Raw genomic sequence first — 26,474 nt, forward strand, 5'->3', positions numbered from 1 at the left:
GATCGGGGCTCCGCTCGTCGCGACTGAAGTCGCTCCTACAGTGGAGACGCGAGGACCAACCCGTCCGTAGCAAGCGGTGCTTCCTGTAGGAGCGACTTCAGTCGCGACGGCATCCGCAGCCGGGAAGACGAAGCTGCCGCAATCGATAGCGACCGTACCCGACATCGGCATCGGCAGCGGGCATCGCCGCCGTCTTCGTGTCGACGTTTCACGATCGGTGATCAACGTGACCTGCTATGGCTCCTGCCGGAGTTGCCATGCGCAGGCAACCGCATGGCGATCCGCCCGATCGCCGTTTCACGTCCCCGGCAAGCGCTGCCGCAGCTTGTCCATCTCCTTCCACGGATGTTCGCGCAAACGCGCGGCGCGTTGCAGCGCCTTGGCCAGCGGGAACGCCTGCGGCGAGGCGATCCGCGCCAGTTCCTCCCAGCGCAGCGGCACCGCCACCGTGGCGTGCGCGCGCGCGCGCAGCGACCACGAACACACGCTGGTGTTGCCACGGCCGTTGCGCAGCCAATCGACGAAGATCACCCCGGTGCGCTTGGCCTTGCTCATCGTGGCCACGTAGCGGTCGGGCGCGGACGCGGTCAGCGCCTGGGCGAAGGCTTCGCAGAAATCGCGCGCCTGCTCCCAGTCCGCGCCGGGCACGATCGGCACTACCACGTGCAGGCCCTTGCCGCCGGACAGGCGCACGAAGCTTTCCAGCCCGGTCTCGCGCAGGCGGGTGCGGATCTCGCGCGCGGCGGCCTTGATCTGCGCCCAGCTCACGCCCTCGCCCGGGTCCAGGTCGAACACCAGCCGGTCGGGATGCTCGGGATCGTCCACGGTCGACCCCCAGGGATGCAACTCCAGGGTGTTCATCTGCACCAGCTCCAGCAGGCCGGCGAGATCGTCGATGTACAGGTAGTCCTCGGTGCCGCTCTTCTGCTTCAGTGCGATCGCGTGTACATGCTCGCCGAGTGCGCGGTTGTTGTGCTTCTGGAAAAAGCATTCGCCGCCGGCGCCATCGGGGCAGCGCAGCAACGACAGCGGACGCCCAGCGACTTCCTGCAGCAACCATGGCGCGATGGCACGGTAGTAATCGGCGACCTCGCCCTTGCTGATGCCGGCACCCGGGTACACCACGCGCTCGGGGTGGGTGATGACGACCGCCGCGGCATCGGCGTCAGCGCTGGCGGAGGAAGCGACCTTCCGCGCCGCGGTGCTTGCGCGCGGCGCGGACTTGGCAGTTGCCGCTTTGCGCTTGGCGGCGCCGTTTTTCGTAGCATCGCCTTTGGATGTGCTGCGTTTTGCCGGCGTGGCCGGCCCGCGCGCGGCCGGCGCGGTCTTCTTCGCCGATGCCGCAGCGCGAGCCGCCACGACATGGCTGCCTGGGGCTGCCGCCGGTGGCGGCGCACGATCGCCGCCGAGATCCTGCAGCGGCTTGTCCTCGCGCAGGCGCTTGAATGCGGCCTGGCGCAACAACCCTTCCTTGGCCCAGCCACGGAAGGCGACTTCGGCCACCAGTTGCGGCCGCACCCAGTGCACGCTGCGCCGCGGGAACGGCGCATGCGCGGGAATGTCCACTACTGCCTGCTCGCTGTGCAGCGCCTGCAGCTGCGCAAGCAAGCGCCGCAGGCCCGATTCGTCGAAACCGGTGCCGACCCGGCCGACATAGCGCAAGCCGCCATCGCTGCGCTGCGCCAGCAGCAAGGAACCGAAGCCGCTGCGCGCGCCCTTGGGATCGGTATAGCCGACGATGACGAAATCGTCGCTGTTCTCGTGCTTGGTCTTGACCCAGTCGCCGCCGCGGCCGCCGTGATAGCGCGCGTCCGCGCGCTTGCTGACTACGCCTTCGTAGCCCTTCGCCGCCGCCGCGGCGAACACCTCCGGGCCATGGCCGAGCACGTGATCGCTGTAGGCCAGCACGCCAGGCGTGTCGCCGAGCAGCGCGCGCAGCAGTTGCTTGCGCTGCAGCAGCGGGACCTCGCGCAGGTCCACGCCGGCCATGCCGAGCAGGTCGAACACCAGGTAGCGCAGCGGCTGCTTGGAACTTCCCTCGATGACCCGTTGCAAGGCGGAGAAATCGCTGCGGCCATCGGCATCGAGCACCACCAGTTCGCCATCCAGCCGCGCCTCGCTCACCGGCAACGCCTGCACCGCGTGCGCGACCTCGGGGAAGGTCTCGGTCCAGGCCTGATCGTTGCGCGAACGCAGCGTCGCCTGGCCGGCATCGAGATCGGCGAGCAGGCGATAGCCGTCCCACTTGATCTCGTGCAGCCATTGCGCACCGTCGGGGGCGCGGTCGCGCAGCAGCGTCAGCTGCGCGCGCTCGCCTGGCGGACACGGGCGATCGCGCGCACCGTCCAGCGCCAGTGCGCGCTTGCGCCAGGCCGCATCGCTGCGCCGCGGCCGCGCGGCCGACGGGGCCGCAGCGCCAGCGGCGGCAGGCTTGGCCGGGGCTGCATCGCGCGCACGCTTGGAGGCCTTGCCGGCCTTGGTGGGCTTGGCGGCCTTGGCCGCGCGCTTCGGCGCAGGCGCGGAGACCGGCTCCTGCAGCAGGTCGTCGGCATCGCGATCGGCGGCGAACGCGTCGTCGCGCTTGATCAGCAGCCACTGCGGCTGCTTGCCGCGCAACGCGGTGCGCACCAGTTTCCAGTTGCCGTTGAGGCGCTCGCCGTGCAGCACGAAATCCAGCTTGCCGGCGGCGATCGCGGCCAGCGGTTCGCCGTCGCACGACCATGTTCCGTGGTCGAACACGTCGACATGGCCTGCACCGTAATGGCCCTCGGGAATATCGCCGGCGAAGCCGGCATAGGACAGCGGATGGTCTTCCACCTGCACCGCCAGGCGCTTTTCGCCGACCCGCAGCGACGGGCCCTTCGGCACTGCCCAACTCTTCAGCACGCCATCGGCTTCCAGGCGGAAATCGTAGTGGCGCGAACTGGCGTGGTGCAGCTGCACCACGAAGATCGGGCGCCGCGACGGCGTCGCGACGCTGTCGTCGGCCGGTTCCGGGGTCGCGCCGAAGCGGCGTTTGCGGGCGTACTCGCGCAGCGTCATCGCGCCCTACCCCGCCTTGCGCCGCGCCGGCGCCTTGCTTGCGGCGGTCTTCTTCGCCGGCTTGGCCTTGGCCGCGGATTTCGCGGCGGGCTTGGCGGCCTTCTTCGCCGCTTTCCTGGCCGGCTTCTTCGCGGTCTTGCTGACCGGCAGCGCCGCCTCCGCCTTCTTCGCCGGAGTGCGGCGCTTGGCGTCCAGGCTCTTCTGCAGCAGCGACATGAAATCGACCACGTTGGTGGCGGCATCCTCGCGTTGCGGCGTGTCGGCTTCGTCGTCCACCTGCGCGGTGCCTTCCTGCGCCTTGATCCGTTTCTGGATCACCGCCTGCAGGCGCTCGCGGAATTCGTCGTGATAGGACGCCGGGTCCCACTTGCCGGACATCGAGTCGATCAGCTGTGCGGCCATCTCGGTTTCCTTGGCGCTGATCCGGTAGTCGGCGGCCTTGCCGCTGGGCAGCGTGTAGTCGTCCAGCGCGACCAGTTCCTGCGGATAGCGCAGCAGGATCAGCACCAGCGCGTCTTCCTGCGGCAGCACTGCCGACAGGTATTCGCGGGTGCGGATCACCACCCGCGCGATGCCGACCTTGCCGGTGGCGCGCAGCGTCTCGCGCAGCAGCACATAGCCCTTCTCCGCCTTCTTGCCCGGCACCAGCACGTAGGGCTTCTCGAAATAGCGCAGGTCGATGTCGGCGGCGTCGACGAAGGCCTCGACCTCCACCGTCTCGTGGCTTTCCGGCGCGGCCGAGGCGATGTCCTTCTGCTCGACCACCACGTAGTTGCCCTTGCTGTATTCGAACGCCTTGACGATGTCCTTCCACGGCACCTCTTCGCCGGTGTCGGCGTTGACCCGCTCGAAGCGGATCGGGCGCTTGTCGCGCGCATCGAGCATGCGGAAGTGCAGGTCGACGCGGCGTTCGCCGGACATCAGCGCCACCGGCACGTTGAGCAGGCCGAAAGACAGGGTGCCGGTCCAGATCGGACGCGCCATCAGTGCGCCTCCAGGTGCAGTGCCGGCGCCGGCAGATGGTCCAGCGCCTGCCACGCATCCTCGATCACCGGCCGTGCCTGGCCCCAGTCCAGCTGCGATTCGCCGCGGACCTGCTCCCAATGCGCGGCCAGTTCGCCGTCGGTGTCGGCCATGGGCGCGCGTGGCCAGCCGCCGGCATGGGTGCGCAGCGCGAACGCATAGGCCGGGCACAGGTCGCGCCACGGGGTGCCGTGGCGGTCGCGGCGCTGGCGATAGTCGGCCAGGCTGTATTGGCGGTAGTCCGCGGCGTCGTGCGGACGCGGACCTGCAGCGTCGGGACCGTGCGGCAGCATGGCCGGCAACGGATCCAAGTGGGCATTGAACAACAGTGGATCGGGGCGGGCGCTGGGGCACATGGCGGAAGCTCCGGGCGGCATCGGCGGCATGGGGATGGGCAGCAGTAGCGCCGGCGCCGTTAGGCGTTCGTGACAGCGATGTGGACGCATTGCGATTCGCAGCGGCTTCACCGCCATCGCGCTGCACTGTACGCACGTTCCCAACCCCAACAGGAGGAATCGGCCATGTCCACACCCACCGACCCGCTGCGTCGCAACGACCCGGTTCCCGGCGAACAACGCGGCAAGCGCGCCGCCCAGGACCGCGAGGACCGCGGCGCCGGCGACCGCCCCGACACCATCGTCGAACACGAGCCGCGCACCGGCGCGGGCCGCCCTGCGCCCGACGGCAACGCGGCAGATAGCGCCAGCGAGGAGCACGCGCACAAGCACCACGCCGACGCCAACCAAGACGAGGCGCTGGAAGAGACCTTCCCGGCCAGCGATCCGGTCTCGCCGTTCGTGCCGTCCAAGGCCCCATAGGCCAGCGCCATCGCCCCTGTAGGAGCGGCTTCAGCCGCGACAGGCTGCATGAATCGACAGCTCCTGTCGCGGCTGAAGCCGCTCCTACAGTCCTTCGGCAGCTCCCGCCGTCAACGAATCCCCAATCCCCAATCCCGGCTTCTCACACCTTCCCCGCCGCCTGCAACGCCGCATACTCCGCGTCGCCGAACAGCCGCGAGCGCACCAGGAAGCGCACGCCCTCGCCGTTCTCCAGCGAGAACATGCCGCCGCGCCCCGGCACCACGTCGATGATCAGCTGGGTGTGCTTCCAGTATTCGAACTGCGAGGCGCTGATGTAGAACGGCGCGCCGCCGATCTCGCCCAGTTGCACGTCGCGGTCGCCGACGATGAAATCGTCCTGCGGATAGCACATCGGCGAGGACCCGTCGCAACAGCCGCCGGACTGGTGGAACAGCAACGGGCCATGTCGCGCGCGCAGCGTGTCGATCAGCTGCAGCGCCGGCAACGTCGCCAGCACCTGCAGCGGCACGCCGGAGACGGGCGTGGCGGCGTCCATCAGGCGGCCATGTCCAGCACGATGCGGCCTTCGATCTGGCCGGCGCGCATGCGGGCGAACACCTCGTTGATGTTCTCCAGCGTGGCGGTGGCCACGGTCGCGGCGACCTTGCCCTGCTCGGCGAAGTCCAGCGATTCCTGCAGGTCCAGGCGGGTGCCGACGATGGAGCCGCGCACGGTCACGCCATTGAGCACCATGCCGAAGATGTCCAGCGGGAACTGGCCCGGCGGCAGCCCGTTCAGCGACACCGTGCCGCCGCGGCGGACCATGCCGATCGCCTGCTCGAACGCCTTCGGCGACACCGCGGTGACCAGGGCGCCGTGCGCGCCGCCGATCTCCTTCTTCAGGTAGGCCACCGGGTCGGTGGTCAGCGCATTCACCGTCACCGTGGCGCCCAGGCGCCTGGCCAGCGCCAGCTTGGCGTCGTCCACATCCACCGCGGCCACGTTCAGGCCCATCGCCTTGGCGTATTGCACGGCCATGTGGCCGAGCCCGCCGATGCCGGAGATCACCACCCAGTTGCCGGGCTTGGTGTCGGTGACCTTCAGGCCCTTGTACACGGTGACGCCGGCGCACAGGATCGGCGCGACCTCGACGAAGCCGATGTTCTTCGGCAGATGGCCGACGTAGTCGGCGTTGGCCAGCGCGTACTCGGCGAAGCCGCCGTTGACCGAGTAGCCGGAATTCTGCTGCGCCTCGCACAGCGTCTCCCAGCCGCCCAGGCAATGCTCGCAATGCCCGCAGGCCGAATACAGCCACGGAATGCCGACCCGGTCGCCTTCCTTGACGTGGCCCACGCCGGCGCCCACCGCGACCACATGGCCCACGCCCTCGTGGCCGGGAATGAACGGCGGGTTCGGCTTCACCGGCCAGTCGCCCTCGGCCGCATGCAGGTCGGTATGGCACACGCCGCAGGCTTCGATCTTGACCAGGATGTCGCCGGCCTGCGGCCGCGGCACCTCCACTTCCTCGATCGTCAGCGGCTTGCCGAATTCGCGCACCACGGCGGCTTTCATCGTCTTGTTCATGCAGCACTCCTTGGGAGAACGGGTGACAGCACCATCGCTGATCCGGCGATGGCGCGCTTTGATCCAAATCAGGAAGCGACGTCCGCTGCGGCGCCATGGCGCAACCACGGCAGGTCGAGCCGCACGCGCGCGCCGCGACCAGGGCGACAGGCAGACACACATGGCAATGGCGTGCGTCACCATGCGCCGGCAGCGCGACGTCCGGCGTGAGCACGGGCGACGCGCGGGGCCACCGCTGAGCGCGGCGGCCCCGGCGACGCGGCCGGACTCAGAAGAACCCCAACGCCTTCGGCGAGTAGCTCACCAGCAGGTTCTTGGTCTGCTGGTAGTGGTCGAGCATCATCTTGTGGTTCTCGCGGCCGATGCCCGACTGCTTGTAGCCGCCGAACGCAGCGTGCGCCGGATAGGCGTGGTAGCAGTTGGTCCACACCCGCCCGGCCTGGATCGCGCGGCCCATGCGGTACAGCCGCGACGCATCGCGGCTCCACACGCCGGCGCCCAGTCCGTACAAGGTGTCGTTGGCGATCGCCAGCGCCTCGGCCTCGTCCTTGAACGTGGTCACCGACACCACCGGCCCGAAAATCTCCTCCTGGAACACGCGCATCTTGTTGTGGCCCTTGAACACCGTCGGCTTGACGTAGAAGCCGCCGGCCAGCTCGCCGTCGAGGGCGTTGCGCTCGCCGCCGATCAGCACCTCGGCGCCTTCCTGCCTGCCGATGTCGATGTAGGACAGGATCTTCTCCAGCTGCTCGCTGGAGGCCTGCGCGCCGACCATGGTGTTGGGATCCAGCGGATTGCCCTGCTTGATCGCGGCCACGCGCTTGAGCGCCTTCTCCATGAACTTGTCGTAGATCGATTCCTGGATCAGCGCGCGCGACGGGCAGGTGCACACCTCGCCCTGGTTGAACGCGAACAGCACGAAGCCTTCGATCGCCTTGTCCAGGAAATCGTCATCCTCGGCCATCACGTCGGCGAAGAAGATGTTCGGCGACTTGCCACCCAGTTCCAGCGTCACCGGGATCAGGTTCTGGCTGGCGTACTGCATGATCAGCCGGCCGGTGGTGGTCTCGCCGGTGAAGGCGATCTTGGCGATGCGCGGGCTGCTGGCCAGCGGCTTGCCCGCTTCCAGACCGAAGCCATTGACCACGTTGAGCACGCCCGGCGGCAGCAGGTCGCCGATCACCTCCATCAGCACCAGGATCGAGGCCGGGGTCTGCTCGGCCGGCTTCATCACCACGCAGTTGCCGGCGGCGATCGCCGGCGCCAGCTTCCAGCACGCCATCAGCAGCGGGAAGTTCCACGGGATGATCTGCCCGACCACGCCCAGCGGCTCGTGGAAGTGGTAGGCGATGGTGTCGCTGTCGATCTCCGAGATGCCGCCTTCCTGCGCGCGGATGGCGCCGGCGAAGTAGCGGAAGTGGTCGGCGCACAGCGGCACGTCGGCGTTGAGCGTCTCGCGCAGCGGCTTGCCGTTGTCCCAGGTCTCGGCATAGGCCAGCAGCTCGAGGTTCTGCTCGATGCGATCGGCGATCTTCAACAGCACGTTGCTGCGCTCGGTGGCCGAGGTCTTGCCCCAGGCGTCCTTGGCCGCGTGCGCGGCGTCGAGCGCGGCCTCGATGTCCTGCGCGTCGGAGCGCGCCACCGAGGTGAACACCTTGCCGGTGATCGGCGTGCTGTTGTCGAAGTAGCGGCCGCTCTTGGGTTCCACCCATTGTCCGCCGATGAAATTGCCGTAGCGCGACTTGAAGATGGACTGCGGATCGGTGGCATGCGGCTTGGCGGTGGTGACGGCGTTCATCGGGGTCTCCTGCGGCGGTGGGAAAGGAAGGGGCACAGGCCCATCCAGGTAGGCGGTAACCGCAAGAGCGATGCCAGGTTTTCGCTGTTGCGCCGCGTCATGGCCGCGCGCCGCGGCCAATCGACACGGCGGCGCCATTCCTGTTGCAGCGCGTCACGCGTGCCGATTGCGCGCAGGCGGCGGATGTGGTGTTTATCGAAACACCTGTCCCAACACCTGTCGCAATTTGCGACAGCGGAGCCGTCATGGCGCAACAGCAATCGCAGCACCAGCTTGGCCACGCCCGCCGGATCTTCTTCGAGCGCGGCGGCGCCCCGGTCGGCCAGGTACCGGACACCATCCTGCAGTCGTGGCAGCGCTGCCAGCGTCTGGGCCTGCCCGCGCAGGGCACGCCGCCGATCGAGCCGGTCAGCGCGCCGCGCCTGCGCGAATTGCGCGAAGCGCACGAGCGCCTGTGGCGGCTGGCCCGCGCCGAACTGGAAGGCCTGGCCGGCGATGCCGCCGCCACCGGCAGCATCGTGCTGCTGACCGACGAGGCCGGCTGGATCCTCGACGCCGAAGGCAGCCCGGGCTTCCTCGACAAGGCCGGGCGCGTGGCGCTGATGCCGGGCGCGTGCTGGAGCGAGACCCAGGTCGGCACCAACGCGATCGGCACCGCCATCGTCGAGAGCCGCTCGGTGGAAGTGCGCGGCGGCGAGCATTACTTCGCGCCGCACCAGATCCTCAGCTGCGCCGCAGTGCCGATCTTCGATCCCTACGGCCAGCTGGCCGGCGTGCTGGACATTTCCGGCGACGCCAGCGTGCAGCACATGCACGCGCTGGGACTGGCGCGGATGGCGGTGGCCAGCATCGAACACCGCTATTTCGACGACGGCATCGCCGATTGCGAACTGCTGCGCGTGCACCACGATGCGGCGCTGCTCGGCACGGCGCGCGAAGGCCTGCTCGCGTTCCGCAACGGCAAGCTGGTCGCGGCCAACCAGGCCGGCTTGCGCCTGTTCGGACTGGAGCGGCACGACCTGGGCCGCGCGCCCTATGCGGCCTTGTTCGAAGAACCGCTGTCGCGGCTGCGCCAGCAGGGCAGCGTGTTCGACCTGCAGGGCCGCGCCCTGCACGGGCGCGTCGACAGCATCGGCGACGTGCGGCCGCGGCGGCGTTCGCAGCAGCCGCCGATCACCGTGTCCGCGGCCACGCGCGCGCAGCACGGCGCCGATGCGCCGCTGTTCGATGCCGCGCAGGAGCTGGCGCTGGAACGCGCGCGGCGCGTGCTCGATGCGCAGTTGCCGGTGCTGGTGCAGGGCGAGACCGGCACCGGCAAGGAAGTGTTCGCGCGCGAACTGCATCGGCGCAGCGCGCGCGCCGGCAAGCCGTTCGTCGCGGTCAATTGCGCGGCGCTGCCGGAAGGCTTGATCGAAGCCGAACTGTTCGGCTACGAGGACGGCGCCTTCACCGGCGCGCGCAAGCACGGCAGCCCCGGCCTGCTGCGCCAGGCCGACGGCGGCGTGCTGTTCCTGGACGAGATCGGCGACATGCCGCCGGCGCTACAGCCGCGCCTGCTGCGCGTGCTGCAGGAACGCGAACTGTTGCCGCTGGGCGGCGGCAAGCCGGTGAAGCTGGATTTCGCGCTGATCTGCGCTACCCACCGCGACCTGGACGAGGCGATGGCCGAGCGGCGTTTCCGCCCCGACCTGTATTACCGCATCGCCCATCACAGCGTGCAGATTCCGGCGCTGAGCGTGCATCCGGATCGGCGCGGCTTGGTGCAGGAACTGTGGGCGCGGGTGGGGCAGGGCCGGCGCCTGACCGATGCAGCACTGGCCACGCTGAGCGCCTATCCGTGGCCCGGCAACCTGCGCCAGCTGGTGGCCTGCCTGCGGACCTTGGTGGCACTGAGCGACGCCGGTGCCGTGGTGGACGTCGACGCGTTGCCGGCCTACCTGCCCGGCGCGGCGCGCGGCATGCGCGCGGCCGGCGGCGATGCGGTGCCAGGGCAGGGCGGATCGCCCGGCGAACTGCCGGCGATGCCTGCGAGCGCCTCACCGCACGCGACCGATCTGGACAGCCTCGCCCTGGCGGCGATGCGCCAGGCGCTCGACGCCTGCGGCGGCAACGTCGCCCGCGCCGCGCGCCAGCTCGGCGTCAGCCGCAGCACGCTGTACCGCCGGCTCGGACTCGGCGCGGGTTGAGCGATCGCGCGTGCAGGCACTGCCGTTGTCCCTGCATCGCTGCGGCACTGGCGCATTCCGATGCGTAGAAATGCCCCGTGTAGAAGCGACTTCCGTGGCGACAGGAATTCCCGGTAGAGCCTGTCGCGACTGACGTCGCTCCTACATGAAGATCTCCTGCGCGCCGCATGCGCCACGCCGTGCCAGAGGCGTGCCGACGCCCGCGCTTGCCGGACGCGACGCGGCATCGGCAGCGCGTCGCCTGCGAGGGCGACGCGCTGCCGGCTGCGCTCAGTCGTAGGCGTTGTTGAGGCACGGCGAGCTCTTCGGCGTGATCACGCTGAAGCTGTCGTCGTACAGGGCGATGACGCAGGTGTTCGGCGCATCTTCGGTCTCGTAATTGCATTGCTTGCTGCTGCGGCTGCGCGAGACGTTGCCCATCTGGAACGACAGGCTCCAGTAGTCGTTGGAACCGGTCTGCGCTTCCAGTTTCACCGGCGGGGCCGACTCGCCCGGCGCCAGCGACACGGCAACCGATGTGTTGACGAAATTTCCGCAGGTGTGTTTGACGCTGACGTTGGTGATGGTCTGCCCGGTGCCGTTGTTGACGACGAACGTGCCCTGATAGAGCGTCGCGCTGACGCCCTCGGCCAGGACGGCCTTGTCGGCTTTCTCTGCCATGTGCTCTCTCCGGCGATGCATCGATTGAGGTGTGGATGGGTCCTTCGAAACGCGGCTTTAAACTAATCCCGCCGGCGCCGCAGCCGCCAGCGAACCAGCCGTGGCCGGTAGACACCTCAACCGTGTTTTGTAGACGGAACGAGGGGGATTTTCTGATTTTCGTCACGGCACTTCGCCTATCGCGGCTGTGTCGTGTCTCCCGGCCCGCGCATCGGATCGCGGCACCTGCCTGACGTGATTCGCTGCGGGCGGCCACGGCATTCCGATTCGATCGCGGCGCTCGCGCACGATGGCCATCGCTCCGCATCGGATGCACGGGCGCAATGCACCCTCGCGCATCAACGCGGCCGCGCAGGCGGGAGCGACGGCGACGCGGCGGCCGGCGAGGGCAGCGTTGGCGCGTTCGCTGCCGGTGCCCCGTTCCCGTTGTCGCGCTGGATCTGTTGCCGGGTGGCCTCGGCCTGGGTCTTGATCGACGGCGACGCGGCGGGGTTGGCCGCCACGAACGTGGCCAGCTGCAGCGCCAGGCCCGGATCCATCAGCCGCAGCAGGCCCAGCGCATTGCCCTGCCGCTCGGGATCGCCCGAGGTGATGTCGGCATAGAACAGTTCGACGTACTTGCTCTGCAGCGTGCGTGCGAATTCGTTCTGCTTGGCCTGCACGCCGAGCCTGGCCAGCGCCAGCTGGCCAGCGGAGATCTTGTCGGCGGCGGTGTTGCCGCAGAACGCCAGCACCGCGATCGCCAGCGGCGCCAGCGTCTTCTCCATGACCCAGAAAATGCGCTCGGCCACGGTCTTGTCCGCCTCCAGCTTCTGCTTGAGGTGCGCGATGTCGGCCAGCAAGCGATCGAGTTTTTCTTCCACGGCAACGTCTCGCGAGGTCGGCGCCTGCACGGACCATCCATGCGGCGGCACCTGTCGCGCGGCATGCGGCGTGGCACGCGAGCTGACGCATGCCTCGGTGCGCAGGTCGGACCGCCGTTCGATCGGTGCTCCCACCTAAGCGTCGCTAGCGGCCGTTTGTGAAAAGCGCATATGTCATGCGCTGCGTGCGGCATGGCTTGCGCTTACGCGCAGACGCACCACGGCTGCACTTCGCGCCACCGACGTCCGCGAGAAGCCGCGTCGTGCGAACACGGCCTCACGGAACGATGCGCACGCTTTTCACGAACAGCAGCCGGTCGTCCGGACCCGGGCCGGCGATCCGGTCGCCGTTGGCTTCGGTCGCGTAGTCCAGCGCGACCCGCTTGCCCTTGAATGCCTTGTTGAGCGCGAACACGTCGCTCTCCGGCTCGGCGACGAACCAGTCGCCGCAGCGGGTCGCGCAATACGCTTCGACTTCCCGGCCATCGGCCGCGCGCACGACGATGGTCATGTCGTCGACGCCGCCTCCGCCGACCAGCGTGCCGGTGACGGAAGCGGCCAGCGCGGTGGCCGGTGCGAGGACGGCGAGCGCCAGCAGCAATGCGGTTTTCATCAGCGTCTCCAAAGCGGGGCGGGGATGGCCGTGAGGGCAGGGGACAGGTACGCGCTGAACGCCTGCGACGTTCGCCCGTCCCTGCCGGGCACCTTCCGAACAGGATCATGGTGCCGAGGGGAGGGCGTTACTTCGAAAGCCGCCTCAATGCGCGAAATCCCACTGCAACCCGACCGTATAGCCGCGATCCGGTCCCGGCTCGTAGTAGCGGCCATTGCTGTCGTTGACGATGACCGAGCCGATGTAGGCGTGGTCGAGCGCGTTGTCGATGCGCGCGAAGGTGCGCAGCGCGCCATGCGCCGTGCTCCAGCGGCGCGAGGCCTCCAGGTTCAGCAGCGCGTAGCCGGGGGCGGTCTCGGTGGCCAGGTCGTTGGCCACGGTGTCGCCGGCGGCCACCGCTTCGACCGCGAACTGCCACGCGCGCGGCTGCCACTGCCAGCGCGCGAAGAACTGCTGGCGCGGCACCCCGGGCAGGCGCGAACCGGCCGCCACCCGCGCGGTGGGCGTGGCGCAGCCGCTGCTGGCGCAGGTCAGGTAGGCCTGGCGCACGGTCGCCTGCAGCCAGGTGTAGGACAGCTGCAGCTGCGCGGTGTCGCCCAGCGGCAGCAGGTAGCTGGCCTCGGCGCCCTGGCGGCGGGTGCGGCCGATGTTGCGGTAGGTGCTGCGGCCGTTGGTGTTGCTGGCCACCGCCAGTTCGTCGTCGGTATTGGCGCGGAACAGCGCCGCTTCCCAGGCCGCGCCGGCCTGGTCGCGCCATTTCGCGCCCAGTTCCAGGTTCTCGCTCCTGGCCGCGGACAGGTCCAGCGCCAGGCCGGCCCCGCCGTCGTTGCGATAGCCCAGCTCGTTGAAGGTCGGCGTCTCGAAGCCGCGGCCGGCCGAGGCGTAGAAGCGCAGGTCGTCAGTGGCGCGGAACACCACCCCGGCCACCGGCGTGGTCGCCGAATAATCGGTGCTGCCGCTGTCGTCCGGATTGCGGCCGACGATGTAGGCGTCGTCGGACCGGAACCGCACCTGGCTGTGGCGCAGCCCGGCCAGCAGCGACCAGCGCTCGCTGAACTGCCACCAGGCCTGGGCGAACTGGTCCACGTTCTGCACCTGGTCCTCCTGGTCGCGGCGCAGCCGGCCCTTCACCCCCAGCGTGCTGCCGACGAAGTTCTCGTAGCCGGTGCGGTGCTGCTTCTGGCGGTCGGCATTGGCGCCGACGGTGAGCTGGAACGGTCGCCCGCCGAGTTCGCCCTGCCAGGCCCAGCGCGCGTCCACGCCGCCGTAGTCGCCGTCCAGGTCGATCAGCCCGCCGGCATGCAGCGGATTGGCCTGCACCGCCACCGGCACCGCCAGGTACTGCTGCACGTCGCGGCGCCCGGCGTAGCCCATCAGCCGCCAGGTCTGCTGGTCCACCTGCTGGGTGAAGATCGCCCCGGCCTGCGCCTGGCGCGTGGACTTGCGCGTATCGAACTGGGTCGCCACGGCGGTGGCCTGCTGCGGATCGGCATGGAACTGGGCGCGGGTCAGGCCCAGCGGATCCTGCGCCCACGGCGCGTCCAGGTAGTTCAGCACCAGGTCCAGGCGCCGGCCGGGGGCCAGGTCGAAGCCGAACTTGGCGTTGACCGATTCGCGCCGCGCCTGGCTGTGGTCGCGGTAGCCGTCGGTGCGGAAGTGGGTGGCGGCCACGTTGTAGTGCACGTCGCCTTGCTGGCCCTGCAGCTGCGCCCCGGCGCTATACGTGCCGTTGCTGCCGACGGTGCTGCGCAGCCGCCACGGGTCGTCGGGCGCGCCGTCGGCGCTCCACAGCTGCACCACGCCGCCGGAGGAGTTGCCGTACAGCGCCGAGAAAGGGCCGCGCAGCACCTCGATGCGCTCGGCACCCAACATGTTGAAGTGCGACAGCTGGCCCTGGCCGTCCGGCATCGTCGCCGGGATGCCGTCCAGCAGCAGGCGCACGCCGCGCACGCCGAACGCCGAACGCGCGCCGAAGCCGCGGATCGACAGCTGCGTGTCCTGCGCATAGTTCTGGCGGTCGCGGGCCAGCAGCCCGGGCACGCCGGCCAAGGCCTCGGCGACCTGCACGCCGGTGCGGTTGCTGTCGCCGACGGTGATCGCGGTCAGCGAGGCCGGCAGGTCGAAATCGTCCACCCCGCTGACCCGTGCGGCCTGCACCTGCACGACCGGCAGGGTGGCGGGATCGGCATCGGCCGCAGCGGCGCAGACGACGGGCGACAGCCCCGCGGCGCAGAGGCCGCAGAGCAGGGCAAGGGGATGGCGATTGGGCATGCGTGCATCATCGCCCAAGCGCCGCCCGGTCGCACGCCGCCCAGGGCGTGTCATCGATTCCCAAGTAGGCCGCGTTGGGTCTGTCAGGCCCAACCCGCAGGGCCGCGCGTGTGCGTCCTCAGCGCTACGTCATCGCCCGGGTGGAACCATCCTCCACCACGCCTTCTGCTGCTTGCCTCGTGCACGCACACGAGTGGCGCGATCTGCTTGGGGATTGAGGACGCGCCCTAGCGCAAAGCCCCGCCACGCAAGGACCTGCGTTTGCTAGGATGGGGCGTTTGACCGCGCCGGCTCCGGTCCCTCCCGGCCCCCACCTTTCGCCACCAAACGAGTACCGCCGTGTCCTTCTTTGCAAACGTGGAACAGGTCCCAGGCGACCCGATCCTGGGCCTGACCGAGGCCTACAACGCCGATTCCCGCCCGACCAAGGTCAACCTGGGCGTGGGCATCTATTACGACGAGAGCGGCCGCATTCCGCTGCTGCGCGCCGTCCAGCAGATCGAACGGCAGCTGGCGCAGGACGCCAAACCGCGCGGCTACCTGCCGATCGACGGCCTGCCGGCGTACGACCTGGCCACGCAGAAGCTGCTGTTCGGCGCCGAGTCGCCGCTGCTGGCCGCCGGCCGCGTCGCCACCTCGCAGACCATCGGCGGCAGCGGCGCGCTGCGCGTGGGCGCGGACCTGCTGAAGAAGCTGCTGTCCACCTCGACCATCGCCATCAGCAACCCGAGCTGGGAGAACCACCGCGCGGTGTTCTCGGCCGCCGGCTTCGACGTGGTCGACTACACCTATTTCGATGCGGCCACGCACGGCCTGAACTTCGACGGCATGCTCGCCGACCTGAACAAGCTCGCGCCGGGCACCGTGGTGCTGCTGCACGCCTGCTGCCACAACCCGACCGGCGCCGACCTGACCCAGGAGCAATGGCGCACGGTCGCCGCGCTGCTGAAGGAACGCAACCTGTTCCCGTTCGTCGACATCGCCTACCAGGGCTTCGACAAGGGCATCGACGAGGACGCCTACGCGGTGCGCCTGCTGGCCGAAGCCGGCGTGGACAGCTACGTGGTCGCCAGTTCGTACTCCAAGTCGTTCTCGCTGTACGGCGAGCGCGTCGGCGCGCTGTCGGTGGTCTCGGCCACCGCGGCCGAGAGCAAGGCGGTGCAGTCGCAGGTCAAGCGCATCATCCGCACCATCTACTCCAGCCCGTCCACGCACGGCGCCGCGCTGGTGGCCGGCGTGCTCACCAGCCCCGAACTGCGCGCGATGTGGGAGCAGGAGCTGACCGAAATGCGCGAGCGCATCCACGCGCTGCGTGCCGGCATGGTGCAGAAGCTGGCCGCCCTCGGCGCGCCGGAGTTCGGCTTCATCCAGCAGCAGGCCGGTATGTTCTCGTACTCGGGCCTGAGCAAGGCGCAGGTGGACCGGCTGCGCGAAGAGTTCGGCATCTATGCCGTCGGCACCGGCCGCATCTGCGTGGCCGCGCTGAGCCAGGCCAACCTGGACTACGTGACCCAGGCCGTGGCCACCGTGCACAAGGGCTGATCCGCACGGCGGCGCTGCACTCGCCAGGACCTGCATCTGCCGGTCCTGGCGTTCCGCGGCGTTCCGCCGCCAGGCGTGGCGGAGAGTAAGAACATTGAAGCGGCAGCATGGGCATCTGTCGCGCGCACCGTCAGCGCAGCAGCAGCGGGCACGCTGCTGCCAGCAGCGCCGCCAGCAGACCGGCGGTCACGCGCAGGCCATACGCCTGCCCACCGCTGACCCACGCAATCACCGATTTGGTTCCCAGGCTGGCCGCCAGCAGCCCCAGCAGCCACGGCCGCGCACTGTCCGCGGCGATCTCGCCGGTTCCGGCCAACGTGGCCATCGTGGCCACCGCCGCGTGCAGTTCGGCGCACGCCGAGACGACCGAAGCGGCGATCGCGCCAGCGGGTCCGATCCAGCCTGCCAGCAGCGCCGATCCCCAGGTCAACCCCGCCAGTACCGCTGCAAAACCCAACGCCTGGCCGAAGCGGAACATGCGCCCCTGTGCGGTCGCCAGTGGCGGTTCGTTGCCGTCGCCGGCGCGCAACCCCAGCACCCCACCGACCAGCAGCGTGGTCCCGGCCGCGGCCAGTTCCGGCCACAACAGCTGCAGCAGCGAGGGCGAGATCGTCAGCAGGATCGGCACACACAGACTCAGCGAGGCCAGGTTGGCGAACAACGCCGCCGCCACACCCGGCCGCAGCAGCGTCGGATCCGCGCGCACCTTGCGGCCGAAATCCAGCACCGCCGCGGTGGACGACACGAAGCCGGCCAACAGGCCGGCGATCGCCAGCCCCCAGCGATTGCCGACCACGCGTAGCGCGACGTGGCCGAGCGCACCGACCACCATCACCAACACCACCAGCCGCCACACCTTGGCCGGATTGATCGCACCCAGCGGGCCGTAGCCGCGATCGGGCAGCAGCGGCAGCACCACCAGCGCGGCGGCGAGCAACAGCAAGCCATCGGCCACCTCGCGTTGGCTGAGCACCGTGCGACTGAAGCGGTGCAACGGCGCCTTGGCGTACAGCAACAGCGCCACCACGATCCCCAGGGCCGTGGCCACCGCCGGCATCCGCGTCGCCAGGCCACCGAGCAGCCCGGTCAGCAGCAGCGTCACCTCGCCGGTGAGACCCGCATCGCGCGCGCGCGTGTTGCGATACGCCAGCGCGGAGAACACGCCGATGGTCGCGATCACCACCACGAAGCTCGCCTCGCCCAGGCCAAGCGCCACCGCCCCCGCCACCGCGGCCAGCGCATGCGTGCGCAATCCCGCGACACGGTGCGCGGCACCGCCGCGCTCGCGCACCAGCCCGATCAGCAAACCCAGTCCGAGCGCCGCTGCCAGCGTGCGCACCAGTGCAGGTTCCAACTCCAGCGCCATGATCGCTCCCCGTTGCGCCCAGCATAGCCGCGCTTGGCAGTGTGGGCCGCAATCCCGACAATGGTGGTCAATCCCCCACGAAAGGCTGCCTGCGCCCATGTCGCGAACCTCGCTGACCCGCTTCCTGATCGAAGAACAGCACGCCGGCCGCATCGGCCCGGAACTGCGCCAGCTCATCACCATCGTGACCCGCGCCTGCAAGCGCATCTCCATCGCGGTCAGCAAGGGCGCCCTGGGTGGCGTGCTCGGCGACGCCGGCACCGGCAACGTGCAGGGCGAGGCGCAGAAGAAACTGGACGTGCTCAGCAACGACATCCTGCTCGAAGCCAACGCCTGGGGCGGCCACCTGGCCGCCTGCGCGTCGGAGGAGATGGACCACAGCCAGCCGGTGCCCGACAAATATCCCAGCGGCGACTTCCTGCTGCTGTTCGATCCGCTGGACGGCAGCTCCAACATCGACGTCAACGTCTCCGTCGGCACCATCTTCTCGGTGCTGCGCGCGCCGCCAGGCACCGACAAGCCCGGCGACGAACACTTCCTGCAACCGGGCACCGCCCAGGTCGCCGCCGGCTACTGCATCTACGGCCCCAGCACGATGCTGGTGCTGACCCTGGGCCACGGCACCCATGCCTTCACCCTGGAACGCGAGGAAGGCAGCTTCCTGCTGACCCAGGCCGACATGCGCATCCCCGAGGACACCGCCGAGTTCGCGATCAACATGTCCAACCAGCGCCACTGGGAAGCGCCGATGCAGCATTACGTGGCCGACCTGCTCGCCGGCAGCGAAGGCGCGCGCGGCAAGAACTTCAACATGCGCTGGATCGCCAGCATGGTGGCCGACGTGCACCGCATCCTGACCCGCGGCGGCATCTTCATCTACCCGTGGGACAAGAAGGACCCGGGCAAGGCCGGCAAGCTACGCCTGATGTACGAAGCCAACCCGATGGGCCTGCTGGTCGAACAGGCCGGCGGCGCCGCCAGCACCGGCCGCGAGCGTATCCTCGGCCTGCAACCGGAGCAGCTGCACCAGCGCGTGCCGGTGTTCCTGGGCTCGAAGAACGAGGTGGCCGAGGCGGTGCGGTATCACGTGGAGCACGACCAGGCGCAAGGCTGAGCGCGGCTTCACGCTGTCCGGCACGCCGGTTGCGACCGACGACACCCGCTTGCGCGCGGGTGTCGTCGTTTTACCTGCGGCTATGTCGCCGGCGGGTTCTGGATTGACGCGCCGACTGCCGCGAGGCGACGATGGGGCAGGCCGCATTGACGCGGTCCAACGCGTATTTGGCACGCAAGTATGTCGACGACTCGCATCTACGCCGATTTCAATGGCCTCGTTCGCGGCGTCAGGAATCCGCAAAGAACCGCCGTCGTGCTGGACACATTCGGCTCGCTGCGCGACCTGGCGAATGCCGGCCTGGTGCTTGAAGAAGGCATGCCGCTCATTGCCGTGGATGCGTCGGATGACGACGAAGATCTCGAAGGCCACGGAACCGCCCAATACGATCACGATCGGAATTGGTGGGTCGTGGAGTTCGATGATCACGGCGTGCGCTATGTTCGCGCTGGCGACAGGAACCCGGACAGCGAATTCCTGTGCGTGCATTGCAGGGCACCGCTGCCGGTGGCGTCCCCGGAAGCTGTTTTCATGCCGGAAGCCGCCTGTCATTCTTGTGGAACGAGCGTGTTGGCGCCGTTCGCTCCGCCCCGGACCGCGACCACGCCGAACCCGGCGTGCAGACCGATGCAACGTTGGACCAAGGGACACCACATGCTCGAAAGATTGCGTACGCGCCTGTTCGGAAAACCCGTTGCGGCTTCGCCTGCCGACACTGTCCAGTGGCAGCAAGGCGGCCTCTACGTGACCGAGCGGGAGAACGGCGGGTTCGTGCCGCTCAAGATCCTCAAGCTGGACGCGCATGGCGTCCATGTTCGTGTCTACAGCAATGTGTACCCGGAACCTCCCGCGCGCATCGACGAAACCACGCTGTACATGGCCGGCGTGGACCGGCCGGACGACGTCCCGATGGGCATGGGCCACCTGCCTATCTCCACTGCCTCCTTTTCCGGTTGGGAAGCGCGATTCGTGCAGCCGTCCTCGGTGACCGCGGAAGAGCTGGACGGTTACGACATCTGGCGCGATGCCGAGGGCGGTTATTTCTAGCGTCGCCGCCTGCACACCGGTTCGACCGCCGCCGCTTCGCCGTCGCCGTCGCCGTCGCCGTGCGCAGGCCTGACAGCGGCATTCGCCGCTTGGAAACCGCGCGGCGCTACGTGAGTGCGCGGGCGACGGCGTTCCTCGCATGGCATGCTTGCCGCGCCGTTGCTACGATGCGATGTCACTTCCCGCGAGCCGCTGCGCCATGAGCCTGCATGTCTGGTGGATGTTCTTGCTGACGGTGTTCGTGTTGTCGGGCACGCCGGGGCCGAACATGCTGCACGTAATGACGCGCAGCGTGCGTTTCGGCGTACGCCGCAGCCTGCTGGCGATGGCCGGCTGCCTGCTGGCGGTGGTGCTGGTGCTGCTGGCGTCGGCGGCAGGCCTGGGCGCGGTGCTGGACGCGTCGCCGCGCGTGTTCGAGGTGCTGCGCTACGCCGGCGTCGGCTATCTGCTGTGGCTGGGAATCGCCGCCTGGCGTAGCGGGGAGGCGCCGTTGGACCCGCAAGGCGCACCGCCCCTGACTGCGTCGCTGTCGCCGCTGCAGTTGTTCCGTGGCGGGCTGGCGATCGGATTGAGCAATCCCAAACTGCTGTTGTTCGCCGCCGCGTTCCTGCCGCAGTTCGTCGACAAGACCCAGCCGCAGTGGCCGCAATTCGCGATCCTGGTGGCCACCTTCGCCGCGTGCGAGCTGTTCTGGTACGCGGTCTACGGCATCGGCGGGCACGGCATCCGCCGCTACCTGTCCCGGCCCGGCTTGCGTCGGCTGTTCGACCGCGTCGTCGGCACCATCTTCATCGGGTTCGGCATCGTGCTGTTGCGCTTCCGGCCGCAGTAGCGGCAGGACCGCGGCGGCGGACAGGGATGCCGCGGCCCGCCGTCGATTGCCGTCCGCGCGATGATTGCGCTGCGGAGCATCCCTTCACTCCGGTCAGGCCGCTTCGGCGCACGGTTTGGCCACAGCATCAGGCGATCCACGCATGACATGGCCCTTCGCATACCAAAACGCATCGCTGGAGTTCGAACGCTTCATGGTCGATGCGCGCGACGCGTCGGATCTGGCGACGACCAACATGGCCTGGAACATGGTGGTCGGCGTGCTGCACACCTTCCGGCGTCGCCTCACTGTCCAGGAAGGCCTCCGTTTTGCCGACATCCTGCCGCCGGTGCTGCGTGCGCTGTTCGTCGAAGGCTGGGACAGCGAAGCGCCGATCCTGGCGTTCGGCCCGGATGAGGAGCTGTTGGCGGAAGTCCGTTCGGTTCGCGCGGCGCACAATTTCGCCCCGCCCAACGCGGTGCAGGCCGTCGCCCAGGCATTGCGCAGGAACGTCGACAACGTCGAGCTGGACCGGGTATTGGCGACATTGCCTGTCGGTGCCGCCGCGTTCTGGTCCGTCGCACCGTCCGTTCGCGTCGCCTGAGCCTGCCCAAGAAGGTACCTTTCAAGTTGAAACGCCCCATCTTGGGAGGGCGGCAGGGAACAGGATTGCGATGAACCAGACGGTCTTCCTCATGTTCTTCTTCGCCACAGCGCCGGTCGCGCTGATGCCTAGCGTCATTTCCTGGCTCACCCGGCACCGTTCGCGCCGGCCGATCGTGATCGCCAACCTGGCGCTGTGGGTGCTCATCTTCTTTGCGGCGAGGAGCTTCACCCTCGGCACGTCGAGCAACTTCCAGTTGCCGACGCTGCTGGCCCTGATCGCGTGGCTGGTATTGCTCGGCTATTCGATTCGTGGCAGTTCTTCGAAAGGAAGCTGAGCTCCCAGGAGATCAACATTCCTTCGTAGCGATACCGGTAGTGGTTGCGCCTGGTCCAACCGGTCGAGTCTGCGGTCACGATTTCTATGGTTGGTTGACGCGAACGGCGCGCGCGACCGGTCCTTATGCCGCTTCGCTCAGCGCGCCTGTACCTATCCCTCCACGCCCAGATCCTCCCGCAACCGCGCCAACGCGCGCCGCGCGTCGCCGACCACCAGCGGCGCCGGGACCGCCAGCATCAGGTTGAGCGGCAGGCCGAATTCCTCGAAGTGCCAGCCGTGGGTGTCGACGCGGCCGTCGGCGCCGATCGCGCCGGGATGGCGGGCGCGGATGCGCTGGGCGAAGCTGCCGTCGTCGGGGATGTAGCCGTACACCGGCTTGCCCAGGGCGACGGCGTAGCCGACCTCGAAGCAGGTGCCGCTGTCCGGCTCCGGGCCGCGGAAGAAATCCAGGTTGGCCAGCACCGCATCGGCCTGCGCGATCAGGCCGATGTTGGCCTCATAGATCCAGCGCGCCTGCGCGGCGGGGTCGGCGATGTGCGCCGGCACCGCCTGGTCCAGCGGGAACAGGCCATCGAATCCGAATTCGCGGCACAGCGCCTTCAAGGCGTCGCCGCGCGCGGCGGCATCGGGGCGGAACACGTCGGGGCCGGCGAGGTACAGCGTGCGGATCATCGGCGAGGGCAGGTGGGCAGCGGGGCGCTCATTGTCGGCGCGCACATGGAGGGATGCCAACGACACAGCTGCGATGCCGCGGGATCGCTGGTAAGGTCGCGCGATGTCCGATTCCACTCCCGATTTCATCGAGGTCTTCGACGGCGCCATGTCCCGCGAGGACTGCGCCGCGATCATGCGCCGTCTCCGCGCCAGTTCGCAGTTGCAGCCGGGCGAGGTCGGCAGCGGCGTATTCCCCGAGCTCAAGCATAGCCGCGACCTGCGCATCAGCGGCCTGGAGCCGTGGCGCGACGTGGAACAGCGGCTGCAGCAGGCGGTGTTCGCCGGCCTGCTCGGCTACCTGCGCAAGTACCCGCAGGCACTGATCTCGCCGCTGATGCTGCAGGTGCCCGGCGCCGACGGCCAGCCGCACCGGCTCGGTGCCGACGATTTCGCGCTGCTCGACGACGCGGCGCTGTCCAACCTGGCCCGCACCTGCCTGCGTCCGGGCGCGATCAACCTGCAGTGGTACGCCGCGGGCGAAGGCGGCTATCCGTACTGGCATTGCGAGCTGTACCCGCGCGATCCCGGCGCCGAAACCCTGCACCGGCATCTGCTGTGGACGCTGTACCTCAACGACGACTTTCAGGACGGCGAAACCGAGTTCCTGTTCCAGCAGCGCAAGATCGCGCCGCGCGCCGGCAGCCTGCTGATCGCCCCGACCGCGTTCACCCACACCCACCGTGGCAACCGCCCGCAGGGCGGCGACAAGTTCATCGCCACCAGCTGGATCCTGTTCCAGTCGGCGCAGGCGCTTTACGGCCGGGAGTAGGGAGTCGGGATTGGGGATTCGCAACAGCGGGATGCGGCGGCTGTTGGCCTGCCGGCTTTCGTTTGGCCACTGACTGGCGCACGTTCTCGTCGCCAGCCGGATCTATCCCGGTCACTGCGGCCGCGTTCCGGCGAAACTAGGGACGAAGTCAGCGGCTACCGCAGCACGCCTTTGCGCGCTCTTACGAATCCCCAATCCCGACTCCCCGCCTCAAAACAGCACGCCCTGCGGCGACGGCGCGCGCGGCGGCAGCGGCCTGACGAAGCGGCCGCAATCCAGCGGCCGGCGCGTGCGTTCCGCGTAGCCCAGCCGCTTGTGCGCCAGCGCGAAACGCCGCGCCAGCAGGTCGGCATAGACGCCTTCGCCGCGCATGCGCTTACCGAAGGTGGCGTCGTAGTCCTTGCCGCCGCGCAGCTGCTGCACCGTGCTCATCACGTGCGCGGCGCGGTCGGGATGGTGCGCCTGCAGCCAGTCGCGGAACAGCGGCGCGACCTCGTGCGGCAGCCGCAGCAGCACGTAGCCGGCCGAGTCGGCGCCGGCGGCGTGCGCCGCTTCCAGCACCGCTTCCAGTTCGTGATCGTTGATCCACGGGATCACCGGCGCCACCATCACCCCCACCGGCACCCCCGCCTCGTGCAGGGTGCGCATCGCGCGCAGCCGCGCGTGCGGCGCCGAGGCGCGCGGCTCCAGCCGCGCCGACAGGCGCGGGTCCAGCGAAGTGACCGAGAAGTGCACGCTGACCAGGTTCTCGCGCGCCAACGGCACCAGCAGGTCCAGGTCGCGCTCGACCAGCGCGTTCTTGGTGATCAGCGAGAACGGATGGCGGGTTTCCCACAGCACCTCGATCAGCCGCCGGGTCAGCTGCAGCTTGCGCTCGATCGGCTGGTAGGCGTCGGTGTTGATGCCCAGCGCGATCGGGCTGGGCACGTAGCCGGGCTTGGCCAGTTCGCGGCGCAGCAGTTCCGGCGCGCTGGTCTTGGCGAACAGGCGGGTCTCGAAGTCCAGCCCCGGCGACAGGTTCAGATAGGCGTGGCTGGGACGCGCGAAGCAGTAGCTGCAGCCATGCTCGCAGCCGCGGTACGGATTGACCGACTGCGAAAAGCCCACGTCCGGCGACTGGTTGCGGCTGATGATGCTGCGCGCGGTCTCCTCGCGCACCTCGGTGCGCAGCCGCGGCGCGGCGAATTCCTCGCTGTCGTCGGGATGCCAGCCGTCGTCCTCGGCCTGGCTGATGGTGCGTTCGAAGCGGCCGGGCAGGTGGCTGCCGGCGCCGCGTCCCTTGATGGCCGTGCTCATCCGCACAGGCTACGCCGCCACGGTCTCAGCCACTGCGACGGCACGCGGGCAACGCTGAATCTTTCAGCGCCACGCGCAGGAGCCGCGCCGGCCCCGTAGAATCCGCCGATGTTCGTATTCGCGACCCTGCAGAACACCTGGGACTGGCTGACCGGCATTCCCCATTTCGGCGCCTACCTCACCGCCGCCTATCTGCTGTACATCCTGTGGCTGAGCGGCTGGATCGTGCTGCAGAAGCGCGAGCCGGCGGCGACGCTGAGCTGGGTGCTGTCGCTGGCGGCGCTGCCGTACCTCGGCTTCGTCATCTACTACCTGCTCGGCCCGCAGAAGGTGAAGCGGCAACGCCTGCGTCGCGGTCGCTCGCGTTCGGGCATGGAGCACTACAGCAGCGTCTGCCCGCCCGACGCCGATTGCACCGAGCTGGCCAAGATCGCCCAGGCCACCACCGGCCTGGCGCCGAGTTCGGCGACCACCGCGCAATGGCTGGTCGACGGCGCCGCCACCTACGAGGCGATCGTGCGCGACATCGCCGCCGCGCAGCACCACGTGCACCTGGAGTACTACATCTTCAATCCCGACCGCAGCGGCACGCGCATCCGCGATGCGCTGGTCGAGCGCGCCCGCGCCGGGGTCAAGGTACGCCTGCTGCTGGATGCGGTGGGCTCCTCGCAGGTGCGCAAGCGCTTCCTGCAGCCGCTGCTGGACGCCGGCGGCGAGGCGGCCTGGTTCCATCCCACCCAGCTGCTGCGCCCGTTCAAGTTCAAGCGGCCGTGGGTGAACCTGCGCACCCACCGCAAGATCGTGGTGATCGACGGGCGCATCGGCTTCACCGGCGGCATCAACGTCACCGACGAGGAGAACGAGGCGCTGCGCCCCGACGCCTACCGCGACCTGCACGTGCGCTGCGAGGGCCACGTGGTGCGCAGCCTGCAGCTGGTGTTCGTCGAGGACTGGCTGTACGCCACCCGCCAGGGCCGCGACGCCTTCGACATGGCGAAGATCTGGCCGCACGACATGCCCGGCCGCGACGACGGCGCGATCCAGGCGCAGGTGCTGGTGTCCGGTCCGGATTCGTCGTGGGAGAGCATCCACCGCATGCAGGTGGCGGCGATCTACGAGGCGCAGCGCAGGGTGTGGCTGGTGACGCCGTATTTCGTGCCGGGCGAGGCCGCGCGCATGGCGCTGACCTCGGCCGCGCTGGGCGGGCTCGACGTGCGCCTGCTGGTGCCCAAGCGCAGTGATTCGCGGCTGGTGACGCTGGCGGCGCGCTCGTATTTCGACGAATTGCTGCAGGCCGGGGTCAAGATCTACGAGTACGGCCCGCGCATGCTGCACAGCAAGGCGCTGATCGTCGACGAGGAACTGTGCATCGTCGGCAGCGCCAATTTCGACAACCGCAGTTTCCGGCTCAATTTCGAAGTCTCGGCGATGTTCCGCGACCGGCAGATGACCCAGGAGCTGGCCACGCTGATCGGCCGCGAGATCGCCGATGCAGTGCAGGTGCGCGACGACCGCAAGCGTTCGCTGTGGCGCTACCGGTTGCCCGAAGCGATGGCGCGGCTGACCTCGCCGCTGCTGTAGGCGCGTCGTCGATCCCCGGACAGGTCGCGCCTTGCTTGCGCGTGCCAGGGAGCGGGGACGTATGCGAGCGAGACCCTGCGGGCTCGGCTTGAATGGCGGCACGACGCCCGTTCCGACGGTTCGCCGTGGAACCGGTCGCCCGGGCGGCGCTACACTGCGCCCATCCTTGGGGAGATCGTCATGTACTGGCTTTTTCTGCTGCTCGCGCTCGCTGCCTTCGTCCTGGCGTTCTCCACGCCGCACATGTCGTTGCTGGTGCTGGCCTTGTTGGCGGCGCTGGGATTCCTGCTTGCCTGGGCGCGCGGCTGGTACGTGGCCAAGATCGGCGACGCCAGCCAACGCGACGCGGCACCGATGATCGATCCGGCCGAGCTGCGCCGGCTGCGCGAACAGGCCGAGGCGCGCCGCGCGGCGGCCGCCGCGGCCAGCGACGACGCGATCTCCTCGTAGG

The 26,474-nt window shown here is 69.1% G+C and carries 24 protein-coding genes; 11 read left to right on the plus strand and 13 right to left on the minus strand.

The window, feature by feature from the left end; all coding sequences use genetic code 11:
• Positions 1–297: 297 nt before the first annotated feature.
• The 3 genes from ligD to JR064_RS14415 are packed head-to-tail and all read right to left on the minus strand — an operon-like array spanning position 298 to position 4,421.
• Positions 298–3,042, minus strand: coding sequence for a DNA ligase D (ligD, locus tag JR064_RS14405; RefSeq protein WP_206230176.1), 2,745 nt, complete (start codon positions 3,040–3,042; stop codon positions 298–300).
• A gap of 6 nt (positions 3,043–3,048) precedes the next feature.
• On the minus strand, positions 3,049–4,026 hold the full coding sequence (gene ku, locus JR064_RS14410) for a non-homologous end joining protein Ku (RefSeq protein ID WP_206230177.1): 978 nt from the start codon (positions 4,024–4,026) through the stop codon (positions 3,049–3,051).
• Positions 4,026–4,421: a hypothetical protein gene (locus tag JR064_RS14415; protein ID WP_206230178.1), complete on the minus strand. Its 396-nt coding sequence runs from the start codon at positions 4,419–4,421 to the stop codon at positions 4,026–4,028. The genes ku and JR064_RS14415 overlap by 1 nt, the downstream gene beginning before the upstream one ends.
• Before the next feature lie 165 nt (positions 4,422–4,586).
• On the opposite strand from JR064_RS14415, the gene JR064_RS14420 reads away from it, so the two are divergent.
• Positions 4,587–4,883, plus strand: coding sequence for a hypothetical protein (locus JR064_RS14420; RefSeq protein ID WP_206230179.1), 297 nt, complete (start codon positions 4,587–4,589; stop codon positions 4,881–4,883).
• A 142-nt stretch (positions 4,884–5,025) separates the two neighbouring features.
• On the opposite strand, the gene JR064_RS14425 is transcribed toward JR064_RS14420, so the two are convergent.
• From JR064_RS14425 to adh, 3 genes are all read right to left on the minus strand, one after another.
• On the minus strand, positions 5,026–5,421 hold the full coding sequence (locus JR064_RS14425) for a DUF779 domain-containing protein (RefSeq protein WP_206230180.1): 396 nt from the start codon (positions 5,419–5,421) through the stop codon (positions 5,026–5,028).
• The gene (adhP, locus tag JR064_RS14430; RefSeq protein WP_058363131.1) at positions 5,421–6,449 is read right to left on the minus strand and encodes an alcohol dehydrogenase AdhP; all 1,029 of its coding nucleotides are present in this window, start codon (positions 6,447–6,449) and stop codon (positions 5,421–5,423) included. The genes JR064_RS14425 and adhP overlap by 1 nt, the downstream gene beginning before the upstream one ends.
• Before the next feature lie 268 nt (positions 6,450–6,717).
• Entirely contained in the window at positions 6,718–8,247 is a 1,530-nt protein-coding gene (gene adh / locus JR064_RS14435) for an aldehyde dehydrogenase (RefSeq protein WP_179570300.1), read from the minus strand.
• Positions 8,248–8,492: 245 nt separating this feature from the next.
• On the opposite strand from adh, the gene JR064_RS14440 reads away from it, so the two are divergent.
• Positions 8,493–10,433: a sigma-54-dependent Fis family transcriptional regulator gene (locus JR064_RS14440; protein WP_206230181.1), complete on the plus strand. Its 1,941-nt coding sequence runs from the start codon at positions 8,493–8,495 to the stop codon at positions 10,431–10,433.
• 270 nt (positions 10,434–10,703) lie between these two features.
• Here the strand turns inward: JR064_RS14440 and JR064_RS14445 are convergent, their stop codons facing one another.
• The 4 genes from JR064_RS14445 to JR064_RS14460 all read right to left on the minus strand — a co-directional run bounded on the left by JR064_RS14445 (position 10,704) and on the right by JR064_RS14460 (position 14,840).
• Positions 10,704–11,093, minus strand: coding sequence for a hypothetical protein (locus JR064_RS14445; protein WP_225210138.1), 390 nt, complete (start codon positions 11,091–11,093; stop codon positions 10,704–10,706).
• A gap of 338 nt (positions 11,094–11,431) precedes the next feature.
• Positions 11,432–11,956: a hypothetical protein gene (locus JR064_RS14450; protein ID WP_206230182.1), complete on the minus strand. Its 525-nt coding sequence runs from the start codon at positions 11,954–11,956 to the stop codon at positions 11,432–11,434.
• Between the two features lie 277 nt (positions 11,957–12,233).
• The gene (locus JR064_RS14455; protein WP_191826676.1) at positions 12,234–12,569 is read right to left on the minus strand and encodes a hypothetical protein; all 336 of its coding nucleotides are present in this window, start codon (positions 12,567–12,569) and stop codon (positions 12,234–12,236) included.
• 144 nt (positions 12,570–12,713) lie between these two features.
• Positions 12,714–14,840, minus strand: coding sequence for a TonB-dependent receptor family protein (locus tag JR064_RS14460; protein ID WP_191826677.1), 2,127 nt, complete (start codon positions 14,838–14,840; stop codon positions 12,714–12,716).
• A 339-nt stretch (positions 14,841–15,179) separates the two neighbouring features.
• On the opposite strand from JR064_RS14460, the gene JR064_RS14465 reads away from it, so the two are divergent.
• Positions 15,180–16,382, plus strand: a complete 1,203-nt coding sequence (locus tag JR064_RS14465; protein WP_179570288.1) for an amino acid aminotransferase — start codon at positions 15,180–15,182, stop codon at positions 16,380–16,382.
• 130 nt (positions 16,383–16,512) lie between these two features.
• Here JR064_RS14465 and JR064_RS14470 read toward each other — a convergent pair whose 3' ends face one another.
• Entirely contained in the window at positions 16,513–17,748 is a 1,236-nt protein-coding gene (locus tag JR064_RS14470) for an MgtC/SapB family protein (RefSeq protein WP_206230183.1), read from the minus strand.
• Positions 17,749–17,845: 97 nt separating this feature from the next.
• On the opposite strand from JR064_RS14470, the gene JR064_RS14475 reads away from it, so the two are divergent.
• The 5 genes from JR064_RS14475 (at position 17,846) to JR064_RS14495 (ending at position 21,661) form a co-directional block, all read left to right on the plus strand.
• A complete protein-coding gene (locus JR064_RS14475; protein WP_191826678.1) occupies positions 17,846–18,862 on the plus strand; it encodes a class 1 fructose-bisphosphatase in 1,017 nt (338 codons plus the stop codon).
• Positions 18,863–19,042: 180 nt separating this feature from the next.
• Positions 19,043–19,909 (plus strand): hypothetical protein, encoded by an 867-nt coding sequence (locus JR064_RS14480; RefSeq protein ID WP_206230184.1) that lies wholly within the window; start codon positions 19,043–19,045, stop codon positions 19,907–19,909.
• 199 nt (positions 19,910–20,108) lie between these two features.
• Positions 20,109–20,741 carry a LysE family translocator gene (locus tag JR064_RS14485; protein WP_191826680.1) on the plus strand — a complete coding sequence of 211 codons (633 nt, stop codon included), beginning with the start codon at positions 20,109–20,111 and terminating at the stop codon, positions 20,739–20,741.
• Between the two features lie 142 nt (positions 20,742–20,883).
• Positions 20,884–21,324, plus strand: coding sequence for a DUF2267 domain-containing protein (locus JR064_RS14490; RefSeq protein WP_206230185.1), 441 nt, complete (start codon positions 20,884–20,886; stop codon positions 21,322–21,324).
• 70 nt (positions 21,325–21,394) lie between these two features.
• Complete coding sequence (locus tag JR064_RS14495; RefSeq protein WP_206230186.1) at positions 21,395–21,661, plus strand: hypothetical protein; 267 nt, start codon at positions 21,395–21,397, stop codon at positions 21,659–21,661.
• Between the two features lie 152 nt (positions 21,662–21,813).
• On the opposite strand, the gene JR064_RS14500 is transcribed toward JR064_RS14495, so the two are convergent.
• The gene (locus JR064_RS14500) at positions 21,814–22,380 is read right to left on the minus strand and encodes a nucleoside 2-deoxyribosyltransferase (protein ID WP_338123897.1); all 567 of its coding nucleotides are present in this window, start codon (positions 22,378–22,380) and stop codon (positions 21,814–21,816) included.
• A gap of 58 nt (positions 22,381–22,438) precedes the next feature.
• On the opposite strand from JR064_RS14500, the gene JR064_RS14505 reads away from it, so the two are divergent.
• Positions 22,439–23,146: a 2OG-Fe(II) oxygenase gene (locus JR064_RS14505; protein WP_206230187.1), complete on the plus strand. Its 708-nt coding sequence runs from the start codon at positions 22,439–22,441 to the stop codon at positions 23,144–23,146.
• Positions 23,147–23,356: 210 nt separating this feature from the next.
• Here the strand turns inward: JR064_RS14505 and JR064_RS14510 are convergent, their stop codons facing one another.
• A complete protein-coding gene (locus JR064_RS14510; protein ID WP_206230188.1) occupies positions 23,357–24,442 on the minus strand; it encodes a PA0069 family radical SAM protein in 1,086 nt (361 codons plus the stop codon).
• A 108-nt stretch (positions 24,443–24,550) separates the two neighbouring features.
• Here JR064_RS14510 and cls point away from each other — a divergent pair, with 108 nt between their 5' ends.
• The gene (gene cls / locus JR064_RS14515; RefSeq protein ID WP_206230189.1) at positions 24,551–26,023 is read left to right on the plus strand and encodes a cardiolipin synthase; all 1,473 of its coding nucleotides are present in this window, start codon (positions 24,551–24,553) and stop codon (positions 26,021–26,023) included.
• Between the two features lie 180 nt (positions 26,024–26,203).
• Complete coding sequence (locus JR064_RS14520) at positions 26,204–26,473, plus strand: hypothetical protein (protein ID WP_179570267.1); 270 nt, start codon at positions 26,204–26,206, stop codon at positions 26,471–26,473.
• Position 26,474 lies beyond the last annotated feature (1 nt).

The organism is Xanthomonas bonasiae, assembly GCF_017163705.1.
Taxonomy (GTDB): Bacteria; Pseudomonadota; Gammaproteobacteria; order Xanthomonadales; family Xanthomonadaceae; genus Xanthomonas_A; species Xanthomonas_A bonasiae.